Raw genomic sequence first — 26,630 nt, forward strand, 5'->3', positions numbered from 1 at the left:
ATGTTCCTCATTACCGCTCAACCGCAACATGGTGAACACGCTTACCCGGGGAATAGATATCCATAATGTTCCAGTGGCCCGATGTCGGCGTTGGCACGTTGATCATTTCCACATCGATGACAAACGGTTTGTTCGCTTGGATGGCTCGCTCGAGCGTTGGTTTAAACTCTTCCGCTGAGCGGATTTTCACTCCTTCGATGCCATACGCCCGGGCAATGGCCGCATAATCCGGCGAATACGGTTGGCCATCTTTTTGGAAGACTGTTCCGTGTGTCGTGCCAAAATGCGCTTTTTCCAGTCCGGCGATCGTGCCAAAAGCGTAGTTGTTCATAATGACCCAAACAACGGCGATGTTTTCCTCAGCCGCTGTCGCCAGCACCGCCGGATTTTGCCCAAATCCGCCATCTCCAACGAGCGACACGACGACGCGATCCGGGCAGGCGATTTTCGCCCCGAGCGCCGCCGGAGCGCCAAAGCCCATCGTCGCATAGCCACCTGGCGTTAAAATCGTCCCTGCTCCATACGCTGGGAACTGTTGGCCGACCCCGTTTTTGTTCCAACCGACATCCGTTGTAATGATGGCGTCTCTTGGCAATACTTCCCGCACTTCATGCAAAATGCGTTCCGGACGCATCGGATAGCTGTCATCGCGAATATGCTGTGCGTTTTGTTGCCGGAATTCTTGCTTATAGCTGGCGATCCGTTCTTTCAGCGCTTCGTCCGACCGCCCTTGCGGCACGACTTGTTTGGCCACGCGGTTCAACACGGTAAGCGCTTGCTTGACATCGGCGACAATGCCGAGTTCCGTCGGATAGTTGCGTCCGATTTCGTTCGGATCGATGTCAATATGAATGAGTTTCGTTTCCGGAATGTTGAATGTATACTCCGACTCCCACGAGCTGCAATCGGCTTCGGAAAATCTCGTTCCTAACGCGAAGATGACATCAGCGTTGCGGCACATGTCATTGACAAATTTCGTTCCCCAAAATCCGCTCATGCCCAGCGTCAGCGGATGGTCATCCGGCATCGCTCCTTTCCCCATTAACGTGTGAGCAACCGGAAGGTCAAAGTGTTCGACAAACGCTTTCAGTTCTTCCGCGGCATCGGCAAGCATAATGCCACCGCCAACATACACAAGCGGACGCTCTGCCTGCATGATGTTTTCAATGATTTGTTTTGCTGTTTCATCATCAATCGACGGCTTATGCAACGCTTTCGTATGCCGCTTTTGTTTTTCAAACAGCGACACGTCCACCTCTTTTGAGAAAATATCCATCGGTACGGAGACGAGCACCGGACCCGGACGACCGCTCTCCGCCAGCTGGAACGCTTTTTCTAAAATTTCCGGGAACAAATCCGGCCGGTCGACCCGCCATGCCCGCTTCACAAACGGGCGGTAAATTTCATATTGTGACGCATCCGCATGCAAGTTGATTTCTTGGTGCGGATGTTTCCCATAATAATGGCTCGGCACATCGCCGGCGATGACGACCATCGGAATGGAGTCGAGCGCCGCATTGGCAACCCCTGTCGCCGCATTCGTCAACCCCGGGCCGACGTGGCATAATACGACGGCTGTTTCTTTTTTCGCCCGCGCATAGCCATCCGCCATATGAGCAGCAATTTGTTCATGGCGGACGTTGACAAACTTGATCGGACTATGCTCAAGCGCCGCCAACACCGCGATATTCGTATGGCCGCAAAGCCCGAAAATATGCGTGACACCGCGGTCTTCCAAATACCGGACTAACTGTTCGGCTACCCCTTTTTTCATCGCTCTTCCTCCTCTTGAAAACTTAAAACCACTTTGCCCGCATTTCCAGATGACGCCAAGTCATACGCCTGCTGATAGTCGCGGACCGGGAAAATGCACGAAATCACCCGCTCGATCGGATACGGCATCGTCCGCAAATAATGAATCGCTTGCACATAGTCATCCGGGAAGCGATAGATGATCGAGCCATGCACAGTTACTTCGTTGCGAACGAGGCGCACGACCGGGAACGTCGCTTCATTCGCTAAACCGATCAGCACAAGATGACCGCCTGGGGCGACGAGCTCCACTGCCTGTTCGACCGCTTCGCGCGTACCCGCTGCTTCAATGACCACGTCAAACGATTCATTGGCCAGTGCATTCGGCGCAAATGTGCGAATATCCGCCATCGCTTTCACCGTTTCGAGTTTCAGCGGATTGATGTCGATCGCCGTCACGTCCGCTCCCCAATGGCGGGCGAGGACGGCTGCCATCATCCCTTCATTGCCGCAGCCGATGATGGCTACTTTCATCCCTTGTTCGATTTTCACCTTTTGCAACGCATGCACGACAACCGCAAACGGCTCGACGAGCACGGCCTTTTCGTTCGGTAGATCATCAGGAACAGGAAGCGCATACTTCGACGAGATGACGAACTCATGCGAAAACCCACCGTCGACGTTAATGCCGAGCGATTGTTTATGCCGGCAGATGTTCGTCAACCCTTTTTGGCATAAGTCGCACGTTCCGCAATACGTATTCGGCAACACAACGATCCGTGTCCCGATGTCATACCCCGCCTGTTCGCCTTTTTCCACGACGACACCGACTAGCTCATGGCCGGCCCGGACCGGATAGTTCGCGTGCGGGAGTTTTCCTTTGAACACCCCGAGGTCCGATCCGCAAATCCCACCGTAAATCAGCTTGATTTTCACCTCATCCCCCACCGGAGAACGGATGGGATCGAGGTGCCGCAATTCCAGCTCATTCGGCTTGGCGACATAAAGCCCTAACATGTTGTCCACCACCCATCATCACTGTGGAAACTGCCATACAATCATTTTCATTTCCGTCATTTCTTCGATCGCATACCGCGGGCCTTCGCGGCCGATGCCGCTATTTTTCACGCCGCCGTACGGCCAGTGATCCAACCGGAAATTCGATGTGCCGTTAATAACGACCCCACCGACTTCCAACGCTTCGGCGACTTGATAAACAACATCCATTCGATTCGTAAACAGCCCCGCCTGCAAGCCAAACGAAGAATCGTTGGTTTCCGCAATCGCTTCGTCCATCGTCCGGTACGGGATAACGCTGACAACCGGGCCGAACACTTCCTCACAAACGACTTTGCTTCGTTTCGGCGGGTTAAAGAGCACTGTCGGTTCCACCGTCGCCCCGCGCCGTTTTCCACCGCAGACAAGCGTCGCCCCGCCCGCGATGGCCTCATCGATCCAATCCATCACCCGATCCGCCGCCCGTTCATCAACCATGCAGCCGACATCGGTGTCCGGCAGGAGCGGATCACCAACTTTCAACGCTTCGACTTCCTGTTTAAGCAAGTCGGTAAACGCCTCGACGACCGACTCATGTACGTAAATGCGCTGGACAGAAATGCAGCTTTGCCCGGAGTTGCTGTAGCCAGTTTTGGCGCAAAGCGCGGCGGCTCGTTTGAGGTCGGCATCTTCGTGAACAATCGTCGCCGCATTGCCGCCAAGTTCAAGCAATACTTTTTTCATGCCGGCCAGCGCGCAGATGTTGCGGCTCGCTACCACACCGCCGGTAAACGAAATGACATTGACGCGGTCATCTTTGACGATTTGCTGTCCGACTTCCGCACCGCCAAGCACCATGTTGATGGCGCGCGGCGGAAGACCGGCCTCAAGCATCAGCTTCAACAATTCCGTCGCAATGAGCGGCGTCTGCGGCGCCGGTTTTAAAATGACGCTGTTGCCCGCCGCAAAGGCTGGACCGATTTTATGGCAAATTAAGTTCAACGGGGCGTTAAACGGCGTAATCGCCGCCACTACACCAACTGGCACGCGGAAGGTGACCGCCACTGCCTTCGTCCCACGCGCCGAGGCATCGCCAGGGATCGTTTCCCCAAACAGCCGTTTCGCTTCCTCCGCGGACTGTTCGAGCGTTTCAATCGAACGAGACACTTCATCCAACGTATTTTTCAGCGGTTTTCCAAGTTCTTCGGAAATATAGCGGGCAAACGTTTCTTTCCGTTCCTCAAGCAGCGCCGACGCCTTTTTTAAGATGCGCGCCCGCTCATAAGCCGGAATGCGAGCTACTTCTTTTTTCGCCGCAAACGCCGCAGCTAAGGCGTTTTCGACATCGTCGGGCGTCGCCAGTTGCTGTTCACCAATGACTTCCCCAGTATACGGGTTTTTCACCGGCTCCACCGCGCGGTTGTCTTCCACCCATGTTCCATTAATGTACAGTTGCGCCTTTCTCACGTTCATCACCTACTTTTCAAAATGACGTCTCTCCGGCCCCGTGTAGCGGACCAAATCGCTGCGGTTCGGACACGGCCCTTTGATCAACACCCCGTTTTGCCATTCTTCAAACGCGTGAGCGACAATGCCCATTCCCCGCGACAAAGCAAACACACCTTTCGCCGCTGCAGCCGGCACGCCGAGCTCACACTGGATCGCGGCCGCCACCCCGTCGATATTCATCGTCATTTTTTTCCCTTTCGCCTTCTCGAGCTGAGAGCGATACGTTTCTGCGATCGTTAAATACCGCCCGCTGATCTCTCCCTCTTCCACAAGCTGCTCAGCCAACGCGTACAGCCGCTTGACGCGCGGATCATCGTCATGAAGCTGGTGGCCAAATCCAGGCAGCTTTCGCCCTTCGCGCCGAAACTGTTCAAACCGTTCACTGACCACGGTGCTGATCGCGTCATCTCCACCGCGAGCTTCAATCTGCCCGCTCGTTTCATAAAATAGCGCCATCGCTTTCTCCACCGCTCCCCCGTGTACATCGCCAAGCACGTTAATGCCGGTCGCGACGCACGAGTTAAAGGAAATACCGCACGTCGCCGCCATGCGGGCTGCCGCAATTGATGGCGCGCGCGGACCATGGTCCGCCCCGGCGACGAGGACGCTTTCCCATAACTTCGCTTTTTTCTCGCTCAATATCTCGCCGCATAATAGGAGATAAAGCATTTGCGTGTACGAGACGTTGCCGATCAGTTCTTCGATTGGATAACCACGAACGAGAATTTCATTTTTGCGAACGTCGCTGATCGACGTTTCCCACCATGCCGCCCCATCGGCATACATATCGAGGGCGCTTCGTTGTTTCATGGCTAGGCTGTCCCTCCTTCTGAGCGTTGATCGAGCCACTTGCCTATTAGATCGATCTAAAAACGCTAGAAACTTATATTTAGATCGATCTAAACTAACGGTTGCTGACGATTAGATCGATCTAGACAAGGGCGAAGCTTACTTTCTCTTGCTCTCTCTCCTGTCTTCCCTCGATCACTCGAAGTGAAATCTATTTTCTTTTAGATCGATCTAACGTCAAACCATTGGAACTTCTCAAAAAATTCAGCAGCTTCATCTTCATTATATCCACCGCTGAAAACGTTGTCAACGATGAAATAACATTTCAGCGACCATCGCGACACCAATCCCTGCCGCCATATAAGCGATCGCAAAACCGATATTCCATCTCCCGACGCGGTACGGATTGACACCAAGCTCATCGGCCAACAGCGAAACGGAAATATTGTACGGACTGTACATCACCGTGGACAAGCTGCAACAAATGAGCACAATCGACAGCGGCACCGCCGGAACGAGCGCCACAACGGGCTTTAACAGCGGCATCAGCAGCGTTAAACTGACTAGCGGATGGAAGCCAACGAACGATGTAACGAAAAAGTAAGCGGCAATCATGACATACAGCCAGACGGCATGCTCCGCCCCCGCGCGAAACCATCCTTCGAGCCCGACAAGGAGCGAGGACCGGGACAGCATCTCCACAAACAACCCAGCTCCTAAAAACATGAAAAAGTAGTTGGCCAGTCCTTCCGTTCTCTCTTTCCAATGACGAAGTGCCATCGTCCCATACCGTTTCAACCGACGCGCGAGCAGCGCCCACCCGAAACAAAACGGAACAAGCAACAGAACAACCGAAAACAAAAAGCCTTTGCCAAGCCAGTGTTGCAACAAGGAAACGAACACCGTAAACACAACGAGCACCGCAAGCAACTGGGTGGCTTTTTTGCCAACCGAACCAACCGTTTCCCCATTCGCCTCCCCATTGTCAGCCAACGGATCGTTGCGATACGAAACACCTGCCACTCCCCAATCGATCAGTGCCATCGTCACTGCTAAAAGCAACAAAAACAGCGCGACCTCATAATAGCGCACACCGGTGAAGTCAATGGTCGTGCTGATCATCACTTCCATCGGACTCCATGTTAGACAAAGCGCATACGCCCGCAACAAATTCCGCACGTAAAACGTCTCGGCCTTCCCTCTGTCCCAATTCTGCAGCGCTGCCCGCAACGAACGGACAAGAAGCGGGATGGTCGCAATATTTAAAAACAGTCCAAGCAAATGACAGACACTGAAACTGCGCCGATATAGCGATGCGGCACGCCCTGTTTTCCATTGCAGCCATTGGCTTAAACTTTGATCATACCGCCCGACGCGAATGAGCGTGTTCATAAACGGCAGGACGAAAAACAGCGCCAATAGCCCTAACACCCGCTCAAAATGAAGGACAAACGTCGACCACGAATCGCCATAATAAAGAAACAGGCCGACCCCCAGCACGAAAAAAACGGTCCCTGACACCGCATACACTCCCCGAACGTAAAACGCCGAAACGGCCAGTGCCAAAACAGCCGCACCCCCCATCACGTAGCGGATCACCACTGCATCAACAAACTGAGCGACGACATACACCACCACCACCGCTGTATACAACGGCACCCGCAGTGTTCCAATCATGCGCTTTAGATTCCTTCCTTCCATGATCACTCACCTCTCTCCAATCATAAACCGGCTTTCTTCCGCAAGACAAGACAGACTTTTTCTCACTTTCATCCCCCGCATGTTCATTCCCTCCAAACAAAAAACACCCAGGAAAACGGCAACATCGCCCTTCCTAGGTGTTCCATAGACCAAACCGCCGAAAAATGCGCCATCCTTTTCCAAGCAACCACGGCGGGATGGCCGACTCAGATCCTCTCCGCGAGGCCCAATTCTTTCAACGAAAAAAATGGATGAAATATTGCGAATACAAAACGTACTGTTTCAATCCTCTCCGCGAGGCCCAATTCTTTCAACAAGAAAAGCAACGAAGTGAAAAAAAGACTTTGCCGTAAAAGGGTTTCAATCCTCTCCGCGAGGCCCAATTCTTTCAACGAAATATTCCCTGGGGGATTTTTCCCCAGGGAAAGAGATGGTTTCAATCCTCTCCGCGAGGCCCAATTCTTTCAACAGCACCTTTATTTTACCATTGATTCTCTAAGGCGGCAAGAGGCCATTTTGCACACGAGTCAGTCAAGACTTTGTGGAGAACATTTTTTCGGTCTACTACGGGCGTTGTCAATCACCGGTTGGTAGACCATTTTTAGGAATTGATATCGTAAGCGCTTTCGGACTCTCATCCCTCTTCTTGAGCTGATTTTTGCTCGATCCATTTTTTTACATCCATCCGCCATCGCGAAGCGCCGACAATGCTTGGTAGATCGGCGTCCCCGATGACTGTTGAAGATACGGGATGTTCTGGCGCATCACCTCCGCCAACAACCGTCCTGCCTTCCGTTTGGCCTGTTTGATCCGCTCAAGCTTCGTCGGGGCCGAGGCTACACTCTGGGGCTCTTCCTCCTCCAACTGCCCCGTTCTCCACCCTATTCCGTCGATTTGGGCCACCATCGCCTTCAGAAACGCCCAAAGTCCTTGGTCCTTCCAGCTGCGGCGGGATTTCACCCGGTACGCGAACCGGCTCATCACGCTCTCGGCGTGGCCCATCGGACGCATGCCGGCCGTCTCCACCCCTTGCGCCGACAGCCACTCCCGGTAGTCCCGGATGCATCCCGGCATCGACTCGATCCGGCGGATCATTTCGGCCAACTGCTCTTCTTTGGCTTCGTCCCCCAACGTACCGACGGCGCTGTTCAGTTCCACCAAAAGTCCTTCCTCGTCTTGCTTCGCCAGCTTCTTCCGCACCTCCCGCCAACGCGGGTGGCCGGACAGACACTGACGAAGCTCCCGCGCCACATGGAACCGATCCAACTGAAAGCACGCCCGCTTTCCGAAATACTCCCGGCAGGCGGTAATCCAAGATGCCGCGTCGCCGTTGATGACCAACAAGTCCCGGCACGGGTCATAGGCATATTCCTTCATCAGCCACGCTTCGAACCCTTCCCACACGTCCCCCGCCCCTTCATGGAGGTAGTGGCGCCGGTTCACGAGCTCCAGTTGCGAGCCGTTCCGTCTCCATCCCTCGTGAACCGCCAAGATTTTCTGCTCTTTCGCCCGTTTCCCTTTCCCTTGGCGGGAGATGAACAGTCCATCCGCTTCCACCAACAGCACCCGGCCATGCCGTTGGGAAACAGGGTGGTGCAGCGAGACAGGGGCCGCCAACACCAGCTGACGAATCGCCTCATGGCTGAGGACCGCATACCCCACGATCGCCTCCAACGTACGGGCTGCTTTGCGGTAGGGTAGGAAGAGCACTCTACAGCCAACTCGACCGCCGTTTCCTCGAGGCAAGGACTGATCGATTGGGCTCCATCAAAGCCCAGTTCGGCATCCAACAAGAAGGTATACGCCCCTGCCTGCCGATCATAGTAGTAGTTCCGTCGGAACGTCACTTCTCCAAACAGCGTTTGGAGGGTGGTCGGCCGTTTGTCTTTCAGCTGATAGCGGCGCTTGTCCCTGGCTTCCGCCAGTTGTTGATCGATTTCCTCCAAAAGGGCCGCCAACACGGTGGCAAACACGTTTTGAAGGGTTCTCAACAATTGTTCCTCCAGCTCTTTTAATACAGGCCATTGTGTGGTAAGATGTTTCATGGACTCTCTCCCTCCTGTTTTCGGTTGGTGTCAACAATCACTATCATAGCAGGGAGAGAGTCCTTTTTGCATGAAATTCGCTTTTTTCCTACCGCGCTTCGCTTGGTGGCCCCGACGAGCGTCGCGAACAAAAGTTCGCAACCCTCGTCGGGGATCCTTCCTGAACGTCACCCACAAATATTTTACTCACACTTTGCACACCCCTCATATCCCCTCAAATCATAAAAATTGATTATGTCAACTTGTACAGCTGACCGAATCTGTCAAACGTTCAAACTGTTGATCTATCAATACTATATTTCGTAAGTCGAAATAAAAAGAGGCTTGCACACCCCTGCCGTTTTTGCGGCTGTTTTGGGGTGTGCAATGAGCCATACCGATGGCAATAAGAATGGTTATTTACATCTAGTTTTCAAAGAGTTGCTGCTTATGTTACGCTCTTCTTCTATCAAGGTTGGTGCTCTAAAGGAAAAAATGTGGATCCAACGCTTTATCTGTTAGAGAAATTTGACCAGCTACACTTCCCATTCCTTCCAAGCGCCCCAGACAGGGCGAGATACTGGTTTTTTACCATCCTTCTATCGATTGCGCGATTCCGTATCCGTAATTGACAGCCGTTTTTGCGCCGATTCCGTGCTCGGAAAATGCACCGGAAACAAGCTTCTTCAATACCTGGGTGGCTGTTTCGTCTCTAAATGGCTCTTCAGTAAATGTCACATTTTCTTTCAACAGAACGCCAAACTGGAATCTCGGTTTCTCGACGACAGGGAATGACACAAGCGATGGTGTATCATAGTCTACAGGCCATTTTTGCTGTTGGTAATACATTTTGTAATGAACGTTAATGATGTCCTCTTTGATTTTTGGTATTTGCACAGGGATGCTGTCCGTGAATATGACACTCCCCTGCTCGTCTTGATCGCCGAAAAGGAAACGGAAGGCTTGGGATTGTTCCGCTTTCTTCTCCTCGCCATCAAAATATTCAAAAATCATATAAGAGAGGCAAACGCCTTTAATGGCCTGAGCCGGCAAATACGGATACCCATACAACGGATGCAGGGTAATGGATGTTTCATAGACAGATGCATCCCCTAAACCGAGAGCCAGCCGCCATTCAAAACTGACTTGAAACCATTGACTTTCCCATCCACTATCTGCAATGATCTTTTTTTGACGTTTGACCAAGTTGTCAAACAGTTCCTGTTGGAAAGCAGGCTTAAAGTGGAAGACTGAGGGACGTAGTCGTTCCTTTTCTTGGTCATTAGGCTGTTCAACGAGCCGATGATACTGAAGCCAATAATTATCGGCTCCTGATGAAAAAATATCATTTTCGGTAACCAATACTCTTCTTGTATCTGCTGGCAGACAAAGTCGCTCCACAAACATCTGCTCGTTTTTCTTTGCGTCATTCCGTTTTTTATTTTTTTTTTCATTAGGACGGTATTTTACCACTTAACTTCACTCCCTCGACGAAACGACGCAACCATTGGAAAAGGCGCAAAATTTCTAACGTTACTTGGCGATATTGTTCGGAATTTAAAGAAAGCAGCAATTTCATAAGCTCCGTGTCTTTTCTCTTCAACTCTGGGAAAGAAACGACAGGATTGTCAGCCAGCCATCGCCGCGTTTGCTCGTAAATTAAATCGTATGCATTTTTCGGATGATCTTTGCTTCCAGGTAGTTTTACCGTTCCGTTTGGTTTCTTGTCTTCCTTTTTTCTTTTAGCAAATACATAAGCAAACGTGGCGCTGAGTCCGTTCGTTTTGATTAATGCCGGGATCTTTTTTACGTAAGATGCATAGTTCTCATCAAAATAATACTCATCATTGTACGCTTTCTTTTCCTCTGCAATGGAAATGCCAAAGCTCGCACAATCGTAGGCAAATTTCGCCCGTTCTTGTTCGATATCAATGAGCTTGCTCACTTTATTTCCTCCCTCTTCTCTCACTAGACCTCAATCGTCTGTTTCCTGCCGTCTTCGATAAGGTGAGTGCGAGTGATCCCTTTGCCAATCGTTTCATTGCCACCGATTTGAATGACTCTCGGCAAAAACTGTGCAAAGAAATCGATCACCCCTTGCGCGCTCGCGAATCGTTCATCAGACAGCCCCTCGTCTTTCGATTTCAGAACAGGGGAGGCTATCACCAGTGAATAAAGAACCGATTCAGCTGGCAAATACTCTTCTGTAAATAAAGCCCCCTCCTTGACAATTCCTTTACTCCGGTCGATTCTCACCCTTGTCACGATGTCGGTTGACAACATGACAAAATCTCGAAATACATCGTCTGGAACGATGACTAAATCGCGTGTTAATTTATTGCGCCAATACTGATACTCATCGGAGGAAGGAAATAGATTCTCTGAAAACCAGTTTGCCCATTTGGTGCACTCATCGCTCTGTTGAACGTTGACCAAATACTCCTCTAGCAAAACCCCCTGCCCCGATATGATCAAATCACTTCCTTGAGGGATTGTTCCCTCGAGGTTGTGGTCATATGTGGAAAGGTCAATCCCGCATAGCTGCATTTCCTGTTTGAAACGGCTGAGAATTTGCGGACACGTAATCCAAACAAACACATGTTTCAGCGATTTGACCGGAAACAATAAAATTCGGGCATCGGTGAACGCAATAGCGCTAGCGTGATCCGCCTGTTCATCTTTTCCAAACACATCTTCAATCATTTGCTTGTTTATTTTGCCGAATCGGCCATTCGGGTGCTGAAGTTCGGCACGATCCGCCACATCTTCCTTGCTTTTAGCGGCTAATGCATAAAAAGCATCTTTCAGGCTGCCTTTCACACTGGAAGCCTCGTACTTTGGAAATCCCGTGTAACGTTCCCGTTGAATTGGCAAATCGACAACTCCTAAGTCCGTCCCCGCCCCAACATGGGATGGGGTTGCACTGATGAAGATTAACGGTTTCGCTAACTGATACATCTTAACTGAACTCCTCCTAGTTCATTGAGTTATATAGTTATTTGGCTCAAGCAAATACGGAATTAACTCACGATCTTTGTTAAGTTCTGTAGATGAGCATTTTTCATTACAATAATTTCCATGCCCTAAGAGACAAACAGGGGACCCCTTAGGCGACATGGAGCTGTTTTTTGATCACATCAATGGGAATATCTTGCTTCGCGGCATCGTAGATGAACTCGACGACGCTGTGCCCTTTCCGAGACCGAAGAAGCTCCAGGCCGGAAGAGAGGTCTTGCTGAGATTCGGCGATGCTGTATACGCAGGCGAACAGCACCACGGCCCAATACCGTTTCACCGCCCGAATGTGACGAACACGGTACCCATCGAGCTTCAGCTGGTCTTTGGCCTGCCGGAAAAAGCATTCGATCGTCCAGCGCTGGGCATAATAACGCAAGATCTCTTCATCGCCTAGCTCCCGGTCGGTGCTCAAGACGACATGGAGATGATCTGGCGTCATCGGTTCATCCGCCTTCCAAGCCAGCAGCACCACCGCGTCATCGAGGCCATGGATCGCTCCCTCGTAGCGATACACGCGGTAACGCTCCTTCCCCACCGTGACGAGGTGGGTGTCGTTGGGCTCGATATAGCGGGCGAACTTCTTCGCTTGGATGGCGATACCTTTCGGATAGAGAATCCGGTTCGTCTTGAGCATGGCGATGACATGGAATCCTTGTTTCAGGCAGGCTTCGATGAGCGCTTGGGACGGATACCACGAATCCATGAGCACATACACCGGCTGAGCCCGTTTCCCCTTGAGCGAGGAAAGCATCTCGATCGCTAGGTCGATCTTGCTTCTTCCCGCCGTCTTGTCATACAGACGAAAGGCGAACGGGAACGCTTGCGAGAAAGTATGCACCATCAGCCAAACGAGCGAATGCCCCCAAACGGATTGATGATCTTTGTGCGAGTAGTGCCAATCACACCCTTGAATGGCGCGGGCAGCCCGTGACGAAGGCTTCGTTTTTTGGCAAATCGTATCATCAATCGAAACAAAAAGGGGTTGATTCTCCTGTTTGGCGATTCGCTGGATGCGATGAAGGATCCATTGCTGGAGTTTGCGAAGCAACGTCTCTTCATCCCAAGGGCTTTTCGTGAAAAAATGGCTGAGCGTGGTTCGATGATTGGGATGAAAACTCCAGTGATGGACATCGGTCAATGTTCCCGAAAATCCCTTGGTAGTCAAGGCATCCACAATATGAACGAGATGCTTGATGACCGGTTTCGAGAAATAAAGCGCCAATCCCAGCGTCATGAAAAACTTGTGGATTCCTTGATGATGTGCTAATCTATTCATGAGACATGAACCTCCTTGTGGGTAGTTTGAGCACATCTATTTTACTCAAGGAGCTGGGTTCATGTCTCCTTTTTTGTTTAGCTGTCAATTTATGTTAGCAAATTTGCTCATCTACAGTAAGTTGATAAAATGTGCGGAATTCCTTAATATAACTGCTATGATTAAATTGGCCAACGCGAAAATCATAAATGACCACTTTCGTAAGCTTTTCTTGGATATGGTCATAATCAAACGAATACAACAGACGCACTTCTATGCCCGAGCGCGGGGCTTTAAAAATAAAATGCTCGTCCCCTGGGCGGCAGGCGTGAACAAGCTCTCCCGCATCCTTTCCGTCTGTTTGTTCTGGCATCGTCATGCGTTGAACGATTTCTTCTTTTGTTGCTTTTGTTAAACCATTGCTTTTGATATAGTTAGTTAAAGCGGATATCAGTTTTCCTATTTCTTGACGCAAAATCTGACGATTCCGATGAGCCTCGTCTTGCGAGAACGGGCCATTTTGCAAGACGTAAACGAGTTGAAACTTTTGATATATGCGATAAAACATTTCGCCAATCGCATTCAAGAAGGCGTCTTTTCCATCCGTCGTAGAAATACAAGCACTGAAGTCGTAGCTAATGTTATGCTTTCGTTTGTACTCTTCCCAATCCTCTATTCCTGCGTGTAAATCCCTAATTACACTCGCATACTTTTCAAACGTATTCCAATCAATCGCTAGAGGCGCTTGTGGAAAGCGAAGCAGCGGATACGACTCTTGAGCGCTAAACGTATCTCCGAACAAATAGTACATTGGCATTTGATAAAGTTGAGCCAAGATCGTCGCATACGGGATTAAAGCTTTATATCCGCCCGTGACATTCAAAACACCGTTATACCCTCCGTTGGAAAAATACCATACCCTGTCGATAAAATTGACAAGACCCTCTTTTTCAAATCTGAGGGCGTCCTTTACTTGAAGTCCTGAAACCACTTCAAAGTGAACGACATATCCTTCGGTTTCCAACTGTTCTTTAATGATCTCAGCCGAGATCCAAGACAACATCGTTTCGCTGGCCAATAAACAAACCTCAACTTGTTTGTCTAGCATTTCGGCGGCAATTTTTCGAATGCTGCTTAACTCAGCGGAGGCGTCTTTGTTTTTCTTGACATATTCCCTTAGCCAATTACGGCACCCATCAATTTCGTCCTTGTACTTTCGGCAATGATTCGAGCAGTACAACATGTCTTTCAGCAGTTCGTACTCTTCCCGCATTCTCTTTTGCTCACTCACAAAGTTAGTGAACAGTGAGCTCCCAACTGTTGTAATAATCTTGACTAATTCCCTCATAAGTCTGCTCATTCCTCCTAAAGATGGATTTATGAAGAATCGATATTCTCCTAGAAGGCTGGTGAAAAACATTGGTTTCCTTTGGTCGATGAAAAAAAGTGTGCACTGTTGCAAGGCTTTTCTATTTGAAAAACGATGCTGGGAAGCGGTTGCGCGAGTAAATCACCGCCCTTCTAGAGATTACAAATTTCTCCTCATAACTCCCTTCATCTACACGACCGATGTCTCATCCGTTTCATTGGCCGCCACCTTTCCGACATAACAAAGACCAAACCCTTGTTGAGCGTATGTTGGCTTTGTCCATTGGGGCTCATCGCATATGCATTGACCATGAAAGATCGTGGTCACCTCTTCGATGTGTTCAGACGAAACAGCGAAATAATAGACGCTCCCTGCACCAACAAAACGCCGCATCGGCTTAGGATAACGCTCCTTCATATCGAATCCGCCAAGCGCCATGTACTTGCCGACAGCGGCCGTCACCAAGTCGAGCTTGATTCCCTGATATTCACCGGACATCGTTTCCGGATCAATCCAACTTGGCAGCCAACCGTTGGCAAAGTAAGTAGGAGCAGCAAAATACAGCTTAAAGAGCTGCCTAGAGGGAGAGGACGAAGAATTCGGATGATAGTCAGGCCACGCAAACGTAGGCGGCTCGATTTCCGTTTTTGAGTAAAAGGCCGTTCTTCCTTCTCCCCCCAAACGAAGCAGTCCTGAATCTTTTAACCCATCGAGCCCATCAAAATCAACGAAAAAACGATAGGCTGGATGAAGGCGCTTCATCCCCATACGGTAAAGTTTGGACTCTTCCGCTGTTCTCGTTCGGCGGTCGATAGCAATGCCGATTTTCATTTCCGTTTTGGCTATAGGTTGTTCGTCCGCTCCCTCTTCCGGAGGCAAATAACGAATATGCTCATTGTTTCTTAAACCTTGCAAATATTTTTTTAGCTCTTTTCCGTTTATGTATTTTCCTTCTGCCGAGCGGTACATGTTTTGTTCATCCGGCGGGGCGAGAATCGTTCGAAACGGATAGTTTGAAGAAAAATTCCTTTCTTTCATTTGTAATTCATATGCTTGCCTCTCGCTGTCATCTTCCTTAATGACGAGATCTAACGGAATCGGAAAAATAAAGTGCTTTTTTTCCACGTCATATACATGCACTCCCCTGACCGTCAGTGAAACAGTAGGATCATCGTCGGTGTTGAGCTGCCTGGGGGTGAATTCATTTGGATTCGTTCCAAAATAGGCGCTGCGCAACGCCCCATAAAACGTGCTAGGCGGCGGTGGAAAAACGCTTTGAGCCGTGACATCCTCCCCCATCGAAAACGGCTTCCCATCCCGGACAAAGAGAAGGTCAAGCGGCTGAATGAGAACTCTCATTGCCCGTCTCCCTTTCCATCAGCTTGATGTCGTTTAAGGAACGAAAGGATATACAGTGTATTTATAAAATTCAAAATGGAATGATTCTCTGTCTGCACTCCGACTGCTTTTTGGTTGATTGTCGGAAGATAGTCGCTGATCTTCCACAATTTCATCAGCAGGGAGAGCAACTCTTCAACAGTCTCCTCTCTAGACACCCCGTCTACCTTTTTGAAACTTCGGTTGAGCAGCCTTCTCAGCTCCGCCTCCATCATTCCCCGGAATGGTTTCCGGGTGAAGGCAAACAATTCACGGGACAACACTTGCAAAAACGTATCGGAAAAATGTTTTGTCATTAAAGCAAGAATTTGCTGCAACAATCGAGGTGTGCTTTCATTTTCTTGGCTGGAGACGCCCCACTTCAGTGCTGAAATCAGATGTTCCCCATTTCTTTTCAAGACACTGATGCAAAAAGCATCTTTTTCTTGTTCATCGGGGCGTTTCGGTTCAACTTTTTTCCCTATTTTTTCTGCATAACGAGCTCCTCTAACCACGTCTGCAAGCGGTTCTTTATAATGGCCAATGCAGATGCCGGCCGTAAACGTCAGCTGCCCGCTCAGCTCAAACTCCCTCTGCAACTTTTGGTTCACTTGCCTGTCAAACTCTTGCCGCAGTTGGTCAATGACCTCAAACAGACAGCCGAGGTTGATGAAGCCAAACAAATCATCCCCGCCGGCATACACCGTTTTTCCTCTTGACCCGTTCAAATATCGTTTCGCCCATTTGGCGTATTCCCCTAGGCAAAACGTAAACTTTTGCTGGAACGCTTCGAGTTGTTCTTTGTACACGAGTTTCCCCCCGCCGAACCACTCTCCCATGCTGTCACCGTCAAATACGATCATGGCATAGTATGGGTTCGGTCGCTTCTTCTCTGCTTTCAACCGTTGAATGAGCTTATCGCTTTCCCTGCGCTGCTGCTCGGTGATGTCGTTAGCTGGTGGATTTTCGTTTAGTATGTCAAAGACATATGCATAATCGATATGATCGTTTTCTATTTCCTCATCTGTCAAGATGTCGAGCATGGCCACCTTAGCAGTCGATGGAAATTGGATCTTCTTGTTTTTGAATGCTTCATCCATAAAGGCAAACCGTTTGATAAAACCAAGAGCTCCTAAATACTCCCCTTCACGGATATAGGAAACGTATCGCTCCCCATTTAAAGGGATCGCTTCTTCCGGGATAAAAAACTTTCTCTTTCCTTCTTTATCCACTCTCGGATTACGATAGAATAATACATTGTGTTCCCCCGTCAAGTTGCATTTTCTTCCCTGCTCCTCAATCTGGCGGAACGGACGGATGTTTTTTACCTGCCCCATCAATGTTTCTAGCTTGGCATATGAGCGATGATAATCATCATACGGGATAACGACCCAGAAAATTTGCAGATGGGCTTCTAGCTGTTCAAAATACGACTGTCGAAAGGAATCAGACACAAAAAACGAGAGTTTATCCGGTCCAATCAAGCTTTTGCCAATTCTCATAAACTCTTCGTGAATATGCCGCTCGACTTGTCGACCTACTTCATCGATTGAATAATGCCCAGAAAGGCTGGCTACAAATCGATTGGGAGCAGAATCGTTCTCTGGATTGGGAAAGATAATCGTCCCCCCATACTCGGAACGGATCAAATTCATCCCAGTTTGCGACAAATGCGACAAAAGCAAGCTGCCAATATAAAGATCTTGTGTTTTCCGTGCCTGCTCGATAAAACTCTGTACCGGGCCGATGGTCACATAAAGCAGCGATCTGTTCATGTCAAAATCGCCTCCTTGAATGCTTGGAACTGATCCACCTCCCCTTTTAAAGAAAAAGGTGGAACAGAATTCAACGTCGTAATAATCGGCCGCAGCCGGCCGCTCCGATTAACTTGACAGGAATGATCTTCAATAACTGAAACGACGATAGGGGAAGCAAAACGACGGCCGGACTTAGCAATTCTTTTATGTTCGTGATTATGATCGCTAGCACTTTGAGCAATCCTTTGGAGGAGGGAATCAGCATTTGTCCACACATCCCCTACTTCAATCATCTTTATATAAGGAAACCGATTATCGCGGTTAGATGAAACAACAATGGCAGACTCCCGCACATCGATCATCGGCCTTGCGATGCCTGATTTGTCATAAAAATCGTCTAGCAAACACTTAATGCCTAGCAAGTCGCTCGGTAAGGCATAGGGATTCCCATTTATTTTCCTAATCGTTATACTCCCAAATCCTCTCCGGCTTCGCATCCCCCATCCCCCAAGCAGAACAACTATTTTGAATAACCGATCATATAGTTCTAGATGTTTTCTTGCCTTCAACACCACCTTGAACGACTGGCCGCACTTGTAACTTCTCGTTCTCACCTGCTTTTTGTGCGGAAGTAAATACGTCTCTCCGCTAGGAAAAATACTCCAAACACGAACAGTCAATGGGGATTGGCTCATGCCGCTTTCTCCAAATAATTCCCCTTCCCTCTTTCGCAGTTCCTCGAACGAAAGATGGCCATGCAACGCCCGCCACCAAAATCGCATCACCCCTTTCAAAGTCGAGGCGCGAAGTTCCAGTATGCTCTTGTCGGCTCCCTTAGCGACAAGCGGCGTAATTATTTCACACGTATACTCATTTTGCAGCAAGATTGTTCTCCCCACTTTCAACATGACTTTGCCAAAATTCCAACAACAGAGAGCGATATTGGCCGAACAGTTCCACTATTTTCTTCTCTAGCGTTTCGCTTGACAACGGAGCCGGCCGCCATCCGCCGTGGTTCAAGTCATTGCGATAATCTCTGATCTCGTGCAATATATCAAGCAACGGTTTATGTGAAAGCACCATTTCAATCAGTGACAAATATTTCTCATCACGATATTGTTCGCGGTATTGATCCATTGAACGTTTCTTTTCAATAATTTTCATCGCGGCAGTCAACGCCCGATCGACTAAATCTCTCTTGCTGATCTCTTCCCCCTCCTCCTTTTTGCCGTATGGATTCCATTTATATTTCAAACATATGGCCGTTGTATAAAGTTCACTGGCAAGTGTATATGCTTGTTGTGTGAGCCCATGGTTGATGCACCACTCAATCGCAGCCAAACCAGACAAGATGTCGTCTTGAACAGCCAAGTCACTAATATCTTCCTCCATTTTTTGGTACAGCACTTTCAATGGACGGAACATCGGCCGCAAGCTGCCGCTGACTTCCTGCAACTCTTTTAATGATTGGGACGCTTCCATTGCTATTTTCGATACTAACGGAGCACGGCTCGCTTGCAGCGCACTTGTCAGTTCTTTAAGTTTCTGGGCGGCGCTATTTAACTTGCTTAAATCTTCGGTACTCCTTTTTTCCTGGTTTCGGATCATTTTTTCACGCTCCAACACCCATTGACTCAGAGCGTTGGCATTGCCTGTCTGGATATAGGAGTATACGTTCGTCACCCAGTCCTGCATATCGGAAAAGGCCGTTAAATCAATGATTGGATGTTCCCCGTTTTCCTGTTCAAACAACCCGTAATAGATTCCTAACACTTTTACACGTTTTGTAATCCGGGCGTAATGAAGAGTAAGAAGCGCCAACATCGGTTGATAGCGGAATGAATGGGTGATGTCAAAAATCACCTCATCCTCCTCTTCCAACACGTTCGTCACGATTTCAAACATCTCCCATACTTCTTGCGGATATACCGCTGTCGGAATACGCACCGCGTCATATCGAAAGCCGTCCATTTGCTTGCGCAACTGCTCTAATTCAGAAGCTAAACCAGCCCAGTTTGTGCTTTCCGCTTTTTCCGTGACGAAAATATACGCACGGTCAACCATGATTCCTTGCTGCCGCAATATATCCAATACTGCTTTTTGCACGAAATGTGTTGTCTCTGACTTGATTCCTTCGAGATGGTATACGCCAGACAAATAACGACCAGTCCCTAAAAAGGATAAAAATTTGATCATTCTTCTCCCCCTCTGCCGCCCTTGGAATCTCTCATAGTCAAACCAAGGAAATACATAATTTCCAATTGTCACAAGTTACTTTGCCGCATCCATCTGCAATGCTACCAAATGATCTGTATGGTTGATACACCGGAGCAACGTTTGGTTTTGCCGCATCACGAAATGGTGAATGGACGTATCGGCCGAATCGACCCGGAAGTCATGGCTAAGCGGTAAGTTCATGACTTCTTTCAAAATGGCGTTAATGGCCCGCCCGTGCGTGACAATGCATACCGTTTGCCCTTGATGGCGATGGACAAGTTCATAGAACAACTCAATCACCCGCCGGTGAAACTCAAGCTCGGATTCGCCGTCATACGCTCGGTTAAATATTACCTGCCTCGGCGGAACAGGATATAAAATTTCCGCTTCCTTTTTCGTCAGCCCGCTTGGCTTCCCGTAGTTCATCGCCCGCAAATCGTCCAATACAAGCGGCTGAATCTCCAATTCCCTTCCGATATGCTCAGCTGTTTGGCGTGCACGCATCAGTGAGCTCGTGTACAGTACATCAATGCTAGGATAGTTTTGTTTCAAATATTGAGCTACCAGTTTCGCTTGCTTATGACCGACATCCGTCAGCTCAAAATCAGCCCATCCTTCAATTCTCTCTTCTTTTTCACCTACGTGCTGCCCATGACGGACTAAAATAAATTCCACGCTTTTCTCGCTTGGAGTTTGCACAAGCGGCTCAAAACGCTGATGCAATTCAACAACAGCCGCGTTGACTTGCATTTCATCAGCAGCAGTTGTTTGAATATCAAACAGCCATGTCTTTTGTTCGTGGCCGTAAGAACCGCGGATGATACCAGAATCCCCCTGTCCTATGAACGTCATTGGTCCTGAGACTTGCTCCTTCGTTCCAACAATTTGCACAGATGTCACAAACGGCAGCCGCTGGATCGTCTGCAACACCGTCTGCAAGTGAAGCGGCAAATCGCTCCCCCACTTTTGCTCTCCTTCCTGTCCTCCATCCTCGGCGACAGGAGGCAAATACAGCCGCCCGTGTTCCTTAAACTGGTTCCATAATACTTCGTGCATAAGCCAGCCAACCGAAGAGAGGCGAATTTGCTCTTTCGATTGGTATTCAATTAACCCACTAAGAGGGGACAAATCAACATGCTTCGGCAACAGCTTGACGGAAACGACTCCAAGGTGGTATAAATCCCAAAACAGCCGAAAATGCTTTAGCCAAATTTTATAGTCGAAAGAAATGGGCATTTCCGGCAGCTGGATCACCGACGAGAACCCTTCAAACTGGTAATAAACAGGGATTTTCAACACTTGCCCGATCAAACCGGCGAACGAAATTTGCGCCTTATATCCCCCTGTAGCGTTAATGACGCATCGATCCCCGCGGTTCGACGTCACCCTGACGATTTGGACGATCGTTTTAACTAAGTTCCTTAACCCTTCATTTTTAAACAGCTCTGGTTTTTCTCCATTTAAATTTTCAATCGCAAACACGTGCACTTGGCGGAAAAACGATTGAAAGTAAAGCTTCAAAATGCTAGCGATTCTTTCTCCATCAGGAGTATCGGAAGTCAATAAATACAAATCTTGCGATTCTTCCTCGATCAGCTGATCCCGAATTAAGGAAAGAGTCGAGGAAGCCTCGGCGCAGATCGTATGAGGATCGACGCGAAGAAGTTGGTTGACGATCTCTTCATCAGGCAGATCCATCGAAATATTGTGGCGTTTTAATCCCCCTAACAGCGAAATACCGACAGTTGCAATCACATTCACTTTATTCACCATGCATCCCCCTAGCGAAACCAAAGTTCATACTGTCCAAGCCCAAATGACGTCCCTTTGCCGACATGAAATTTTTCGTTAAACGAAAGAAGCGGCAGCCATTGGTCAAGCGCGTTCGACCTTCTCATCGCCAACGTTGCTTTGATGCCACCTAAATAGACTTTTTGCTGTTGCCGCATCGAGTAGCGGGACAGCTCCTCCCATTCTTCGCTGACAATCGCAACGTCCTTCTGATGAAGAAGGGGCAAATCGCCCCATGCAACTGTGTCCCCCTGCTCATGGTGCAATAAAAGAAGATGATAGGCACGATGCCTTACTTGCCATAAAAACTCCTCAACAGAAAAATTCCGCAGCACCTTGCCTTTTCGGATCATGCGGCACGGCGTGACAAACTGAAGCCGAACCTCCTCGTACGGCCGTTCTTGATACTGAAATCGGCTCTCTTTTGGCGCGGCAACAATAGAGTTGCCATCCATTAGAACGATAGACTTCGCATCAAGGATCTGATAGATTGTCAGTGTCCGAAAGAGCAACCGCTCCCTGCCAAATCCATATTGTTCCATCCCGCCAAAGCTGGAAAGCAAATGGATGGCGAACACCTTAGCATAGCGTCCAAACAAAATCATGTCAAAAGAAAGGTGATCCCCTGTTTGGAAAAACGTTCGGCCATCTCCGCATCGGATAATATATGGATGCGGCACTGTTCCACCACGATTCAGCCGATGAACGAGATAGTGCGGCGACTCAAACACTGCCGCATACATGCAGCTGTCATTAAGGCTACAGTTGCTACAAGCCGCTTCTATGTCGTAACAAACTTGCTTTTTAAATACTCTCGCAACGATCCCGCGAATCATCGATGCCTTGTATTTCGAAATATACCCGGCACTCTGGCACTCCAACACGACGCGTAAATGAATATAAGGAAAAGAATCTACGAGTTGCTCGATGATGCTTGACATTCAGCTTTCTCCTATCAAAATCGTTTGCTGATTTTGAACTGATTTTCCGCCGTAGACCGCCTAAGGCGAAAACCTAACATCCCCTTATGTGCACAATCGAACAGCGGGGTGCAGAGAACATTAAGCACCTTCTGCCCCTCTACACAGTCAAACCCACCTCAAAACTTGCTTGCATCGCACGAGGGCAATTCTCCCACACAAAGAAATTTCTAGATTGATATGGTTATCATACCATAAAAATAGTTAATTTTCACTATTATTTAATTATTTTTGCGTCAAATTAGGAGAATCTTCCCCATTTTCCATCTCTCATCACCAAAAGCCGACGTGACAGCCCGTTTCTTTTAGAGGCAAAATAAGGTGTCTAGTTTGTTGCTGTTTCATAAGCAAAAGTCTGTCCATATTGCTTTCAAGCTTATGGGTACACAACCCATCGCCTCGTCATTACGTGGGGACATTAACATAATAAACATGCCTAGCATAAGCGGAAGCCCATCAGCTTACGGAACTGTACACTTTAACAAGCCAACGACACATCTTTGAACCTAGGAGCTATCGAACATGAAACAGGTGAAGGCGTTAACGATTCAAGATTCCTGCGGCCTTATCCCGCGTGAAGCGTCAACTGAGGACAAACAGGGGAAACATTCCCTAGAAGGCTGGGAAAAAAACGGTTGTTTCTTTTGAGCGATGGGGGAATGTGTAAAAGGCGATACCGATGCGACAGAGCTTTTCTATTTGAGAAACGAGACCGGTAAGCGGCCTGCTCCCTTAAATCACCGGCCTTCTAGCATTTTTCAAAGGGGCAAAGAATCCTCTCTACGAGGCCCAATTCTTTCAACTGTATCTATGGGTGACCGAATTCAAGCCACATTGGATGATTGTTTCAATCCTCTCCGCGAGGCCCAATTCTTTCAACATACAAGTCCAAGTCTCCAATGGGAAGACTCTATGACTTTGTTTCAATCCTCTCCGCGAGGCCCAATTCTTTCAACAAGAAGAAGGAATAATCCTTCAATTTGAAGTCGGAACGTGTTTCAATCCTCTCCGCGAGGCCCAATTCTTTCAACTCACATAGAAAATTTTGAAGTAAAAGAAGGAATTCAATGTTTCAATCCTCTCCGCGAGGCCCAATTCTTTCAACAGCACCTTTATTTTACCATTGATTCTCTAAGGCGGCAAGAGGCCATTTTGCACACCCCTCATATCCCCTCAAATCATAAAAATTGATTATGTCAACTTTTACAGCTGACCGAATCTGTCAAACGTTCAAACTGTTGATCTATCAATACTATATTTCGCGAATCGAAAGAAAAAGAGGCTTGCACACCCCTGCCGTTTTTGCGGCTGTTTTGGGGTGTGCAACCCGGACAGAGCTGCTCGCTACACGATCAAGTTGTTCCACGGCAAATGCTCTAAAGGCGTGCCAATGACCTGTTTGTTTTCGTAGCTTTCCACCGTTAGCTCGTACACGCGCAAGGAATCTCCTTCCCCGATCCACGGCCGGGCTCCTTCCATCATTTCCATGGCTTCGGCCGCCGTCAAATACGCTTCGAATACACTTTTTTGCACTCGAATGCCGTAATTTAGCAGCCACTTAGCAAGCTTATTTCTCTTCTTTGTATCTTCAATATCATAACAAACGAGATAATAGCTCTTGGATGGCGGTGCTGAAGGCATGCGTTTCCCCCTTTAGAAACGTTTTCTCCAACCCTGATGAGAGATGTTCCAACTTTCCGCGCAAATCAAACTCTTTTTGCCATGAGTCGTAGAGGGAAAGAAACTTTTTTCTCCCGTCCTCTGTAAAATACATTCCTTGCGTATCGCTCCAATAAAAGTCTTTGTTTTGGATCTGCCGCTGCCGTGCCAATAAAATAATCCATTGATCCACAAACAAAGGGCGGAACAGCTCCATCACATCAAGCGATAGGCTGATTCTTCCGTAACGGACGCTATGATACAGGCCGAGAACCACATCAAAGCCTTGCAGTTCAAGAACGTTGTTCACTTCATTAAGCAAAAGCGTATAAGCAAAATTCAAGGCGCTGTTGACACCGTTCAGTGCCGGGCGCCGCGACCGCTTTTCGAACGGAAAATCCTTTGGCAGCAGCTGATCCCAAGCCGAAAAATATATTCGGGCTGCCGTTCCCTCGATCCCCCGCAATGACCCGATCGATTCTGCTGTTTTGGCCCGATCCTCCATTGCCCGCAACTGTGTGTCACATTCTCTCCAAAATTCACTTTTCAATGAGATGCCTCTTCTTCGTTTTTGCAGCACATACCGCTGGCCGCGAATTTTTCCGGCCACCAAATGACGCGCCAACGCAAGCAAAAACGGTTTGTTTTCCCAATGGGAAATTTGCGCCATTTTCACATATAGATTAGAGGAGGAAATCGGTGAAAGCTGGCCGCGATAATGTCCGTTCATCGTAAAATAGGCCACTTGAATGCCATAGTGCAAACATTGATGAATGGCTTGAGTCGTCATTTGCACATTGCCAAACAACAGGACTCTCGAAATATCCCGAAAATGGCGCTCCGCCACTACGGTATCACCGCGGACGACAACAAGCCGGTGGCCGGCTTTTTTCACTAACGCTCCTTGTTCCGTGATATAAATGGTACTCACAGTTCAATCACCCAACGATCACTGTTCCCTTCACGCTTCCATACTAAATAGCCTTGGTCAATCTCAAGACGGTCAATGCCAAGCTCAGTGAACACTTGTCGCAATTCTTGTTCAATGTTTCTCAGCTTCGACTGAATGCCTCGCTGATGTTTGCGCAGTTGAATCATTTTATTGACCAGTTCATTGACATGTTTGAGCCGGTCGAAATGCAGAGGGGACTCCGTCGGCTTCTCTTCCTTGGCTGCGGCCGTTTCCGCCAAAACAGCCGCTCCATCCTTTCTCCCCAACGGCTTTACCGCACGAAATTGCGGAGAATGAAGCGCCGGCGTCGGATACATCCCTTTCTCAAGATGAAACTGGCAATGGCAGCCAAGCTGAGCAGTTAAACCCGGAAAATGCTCGCGAATGCGAATGCAGCTAATCGGCTTATCATAACTGCGACGGACAAATTTTTCAGTCGTGTGAAAGTTGTAGTTAAATGTATGTGAAATCACGTGATGAATAAATCGTTTTCCATCCTCGCCCATCGGGGCAAACACATTTAACAAAAACAGCCGCTCCTGATGAGTCAAATAGTTCGTTTGTTTCGCTTTTTCGACCATATGGCTGGCAATCGGGCATCCTTGTACGACCGCCAGCACCGACGGAGAAGGAGTAAACTGTCGAACCGGCAAGCGTTCAGAAGATGACGTTCCCCCTTGGATGAATCGAAGGACAACCTGTTTTTCGATCGCGGCGATTTGATCTAGGGCCCCGAGTTGGTCTGTGAGCGGTTCTCCCTTGTTATCGACAAACCAAGCTTGTCGTCCCGTCAATGAATGCTTTCCCCAAGGCAGTTTAATCCCTTGGCCTTTCGCTCCTTCTTTCAGTTTTCGTTGTTTTGGAAACAGTTCCCATGTCAATCCATCTGAAGGCGTTCCTGTCTCTGCTGTAAGTTTCACAAGAAATTCATAAGCGCTTTTTAACATGAGCGGCTCGCTGAAGAAAAACCACACATGATAACCGCGAAATCCACTATCCACTAAATAAGACGGAAACCCTTTTTTCTGAGCCGTTTCACGAAGGCGAAGTGCATCCCGCAATGCCTGGCTCCGCTTTGCCGCGAACGCCTCCCCTTCATGCCCGATTTGATGAAGCACATGTTTAGGAATATCGACATCAATCACAGCGTACGAAACCGTTTTGTTCGAACGAATGATGTACTGTACGATCGTGATTTCCCCAACATAATGTTTTCTCACATCATCGACAGTCAGAGGACGCGGAATGTCCAAAAACGCCCGTTTGCCTTGTTCGGGCACTTCAAGCAAAAATCCATCTTCTTTTCCTGAAAACAAATGAAGGAATTTCGAAAAAGTATCTTCTTGCGAAATAGCAGGATCTTCGGAACTTTTACCCCCTTCTCTTTCCTGTGATAAGGGAGGCGTTGGATCGTGAAACCATTGGGCTAAAGCAAACCATCTTTTCTCTATAAAATAATTACTGTAGATGAGCATTTTTCATTA

At 48.6% G+C, this 26,630-nt stretch carries 20 protein-coding genes and 1 pseudogene; 1 reads left to right on the forward strand and 20 read right to left on the reverse strand.

Annotated features, from left to right (window positions below):
• Nucleotides 1–10: 10 nt before the first annotated feature.
• The 17 genes and pseudogenes from ACTVIM_RS09830 to cas6 all read right to left on the reverse strand — a co-directional run bounded on the left by ACTVIM_RS09830 (nucleotide 11) and on the right by cas6 (nucleotide 22,496).
• Nucleotides 11–1,774 (reverse strand): thiamine pyrophosphate-binding protein, encoded by a 1,764-nt coding sequence (locus ACTVIM_RS09830; protein ID WP_445612484.1) that lies wholly within the window; start codon nucleotides 1,772–1,774, stop codon nucleotides 11–13.
• Nucleotides 1,771–2,769 carry a zinc-dependent alcohol dehydrogenase gene (locus ACTVIM_RS09835; RefSeq protein WP_445612485.1) on the reverse strand — a complete coding sequence of 333 codons (999 nt, stop codon included), beginning with the start codon at nucleotides 2,767–2,769 and terminating at the stop codon, nucleotides 1,771–1,773. Before ACTVIM_RS09835 ends, ACTVIM_RS09830 begins: the two co-directional genes overlap by 4 nt.
• Nucleotides 2,770–2,787: 18 nt before the next feature.
• Nucleotides 2,788–4,221, reverse strand: a complete 1,434-nt coding sequence (locus ACTVIM_RS09840) for an aldehyde dehydrogenase family protein (RefSeq protein WP_445612486.1) — start codon at nucleotides 4,219–4,221, stop codon at nucleotides 2,788–2,790.
• A gap of 3 nt (nucleotides 4,222–4,224) precedes the next feature.
• Nucleotides 4,225–5,067, reverse strand: coding sequence for a citryl-CoA lyase (locus tag ACTVIM_RS09845; RefSeq protein WP_445612487.1), 843 nt, complete (start codon nucleotides 5,065–5,067; stop codon nucleotides 4,225–4,227).
• A gap of 285 nt (nucleotides 5,068–5,352) precedes the next feature.
• Nucleotides 5,353–6,747 (reverse strand): hypothetical protein, encoded by a 1,395-nt coding sequence (locus ACTVIM_RS09850; protein WP_445612488.1) that lies wholly within the window; start codon nucleotides 6,745–6,747, stop codon nucleotides 5,353–5,355.
• Between the two features lie 675 nt (nucleotides 6,748–7,422).
• Nucleotides 7,423–8,792 (reverse strand): annotated as a pseudogene (locus ACTVIM_RS09855) (ISLre2 family transposase).
• A 567-nt stretch (nucleotides 8,793–9,359) separates the two neighbouring features.
• Nucleotides 9,360–10,244, reverse strand: a complete 885-nt coding sequence (cmr6, locus tag ACTVIM_RS09860; RefSeq protein WP_033019048.1) for a type III-B CRISPR module RAMP protein Cmr6 — start codon at nucleotides 10,242–10,244, stop codon at nucleotides 9,360–9,362.
• A complete protein-coding gene (gene cmr5 / locus ACTVIM_RS09865) occupies nucleotides 10,225–10,716 on the reverse strand; it encodes a type III-B CRISPR module-associated protein Cmr5 (RefSeq protein ID WP_033019045.1) in 492 nt (163 codons plus the stop codon). Before cmr5 ends, cmr6 begins: the two co-directional genes overlap by 20 nt.
• A gap of 23 nt (nucleotides 10,717–10,739) precedes the next feature.
• Nucleotides 10,740–11,729: a type III-B CRISPR module RAMP protein Cmr4 gene (gene cmr4 / locus ACTVIM_RS09870; RefSeq protein WP_033019043.1), complete on the reverse strand. Its 990-nt coding sequence runs from the start codon at nucleotides 11,727–11,729 to the stop codon at nucleotides 10,740–10,742.
• A 148-nt stretch (nucleotides 11,730–11,877) separates the two neighbouring features.
• The gene (locus tag ACTVIM_RS09875; protein ID WP_445612376.1) at nucleotides 11,878–13,065 is read right to left on the reverse strand and encodes an IS701 family transposase; all 1,188 of its coding nucleotides are present in this window, start codon (nucleotides 13,063–13,065) and stop codon (nucleotides 11,878–11,880) included.
• A gap of 94 nt (nucleotides 13,066–13,159) precedes the next feature.
• Entirely contained in the window at nucleotides 13,160–14,392 is a 1,233-nt protein-coding gene (locus tag ACTVIM_RS09880) for a hypothetical protein (protein WP_445612489.1), read from the reverse strand.
• Between the two features lie 210 nt (nucleotides 14,393–14,602).
• A complete protein-coding gene (gene cmr3 / locus ACTVIM_RS09885; RefSeq protein ID WP_445612490.1) occupies nucleotides 14,603–15,772 on the reverse strand; it encodes a type III-B CRISPR module-associated protein Cmr3 in 1,170 nt (389 codons plus the stop codon).
• A complete protein-coding gene (gene cas10 / locus ACTVIM_RS09890; RefSeq protein ID WP_445612491.1) occupies nucleotides 15,769–17,565 on the reverse strand; it encodes a type III-B CRISPR-associated protein Cas10/Cmr2 in 1,797 nt (598 codons plus the stop codon). The genes cmr3 and cas10 overlap by 4 nt, the downstream gene beginning before the upstream one ends.
• Complete coding sequence (cmr1, locus tag ACTVIM_RS09895) at nucleotides 17,562–18,431, reverse strand: type III-B CRISPR module RAMP protein Cmr1 (protein WP_445612492.1); 870 nt, start codon at nucleotides 18,429–18,431, stop codon at nucleotides 17,562–17,564. The genes cas10 and cmr1 overlap by 4 nt, the downstream gene beginning before the upstream one ends.
• A complete protein-coding gene (gene csx2 / locus ACTVIM_RS09900) occupies nucleotides 18,418–19,743 on the reverse strand; it encodes a TIGR02221 family CRISPR-associated protein (RefSeq protein ID WP_445612493.1) in 1,326 nt (441 codons plus the stop codon). Before csx2 ends, cmr1 begins: the two co-directional genes overlap by 14 nt.
• Nucleotides 19,744–19,818: 75 nt before the next feature.
• The gene (locus ACTVIM_RS09905) at nucleotides 19,819–21,534 is read right to left on the reverse strand and encodes a histidine phosphatase family protein (protein ID WP_445612494.1); all 1,716 of its coding nucleotides are present in this window, start codon (nucleotides 21,532–21,534) and stop codon (nucleotides 19,819–19,821) included.
• A gap of 11 nt (nucleotides 21,535–21,545) precedes the next feature.
• Entirely contained in the window at nucleotides 21,546–22,496 is a 951-nt protein-coding gene (gene cas6 / locus ACTVIM_RS09910; protein ID WP_445612495.1) for a CRISPR system precrRNA processing endoribonuclease RAMP protein Cas6, read from the reverse strand.
• 561 nt (nucleotides 22,497–23,057) lie between these two features.
• Between cas6 and ACTVIM_RS09915 the strand changes: the two genes are divergently transcribed.
• Complete coding sequence (locus ACTVIM_RS09915; RefSeq protein WP_268746079.1) at nucleotides 23,058–23,183, forward strand: hypothetical protein; 126 nt, start codon at nucleotides 23,058–23,060, stop codon at nucleotides 23,181–23,183.
• A 696-nt stretch (nucleotides 23,184–23,879) separates the two neighbouring features.
• On the opposite strand, the gene cas2 is transcribed toward ACTVIM_RS09915, so the two are convergent.
• Genes cas2 through ACTVIM_RS09930 form a run of 3 tightly spaced genes read right to left on the reverse strand, consistent with a single transcriptional unit; the run spans nucleotide 23,880 to nucleotide 26,621 of the window.
• Complete coding sequence (cas2, locus tag ACTVIM_RS09920) at nucleotides 23,880–24,176, reverse strand: CRISPR-associated endonuclease Cas2 (protein ID WP_445612496.1); 297 nt, start codon at nucleotides 24,174–24,176, stop codon at nucleotides 23,880–23,882.
• Nucleotides 24,130–25,125 (reverse strand): CRISPR-associated endonuclease Cas1, encoded by a 996-nt coding sequence (cas1, locus tag ACTVIM_RS09925; RefSeq protein ID WP_445612497.1) that lies wholly within the window; start codon nucleotides 25,123–25,125, stop codon nucleotides 24,130–24,132. Before cas1 ends, cas2 begins: the two co-directional genes overlap by 47 nt.
• Nucleotides 25,122–26,621, reverse strand: coding sequence for a CRISPR-associated primase-polymerase type A1 (locus tag ACTVIM_RS09930; RefSeq protein WP_445612498.1), 1,500 nt, complete (start codon nucleotides 26,619–26,621; stop codon nucleotides 25,122–25,124). The genes cas1 and ACTVIM_RS09930 overlap by 4 nt, the downstream gene beginning before the upstream one ends.
• Between the last annotated feature and the right edge of the window lie 9 nt (nucleotides 26,622–26,630).

The organism is Geobacillus sp. YF-1 (genome assembly GCF_052692335.1).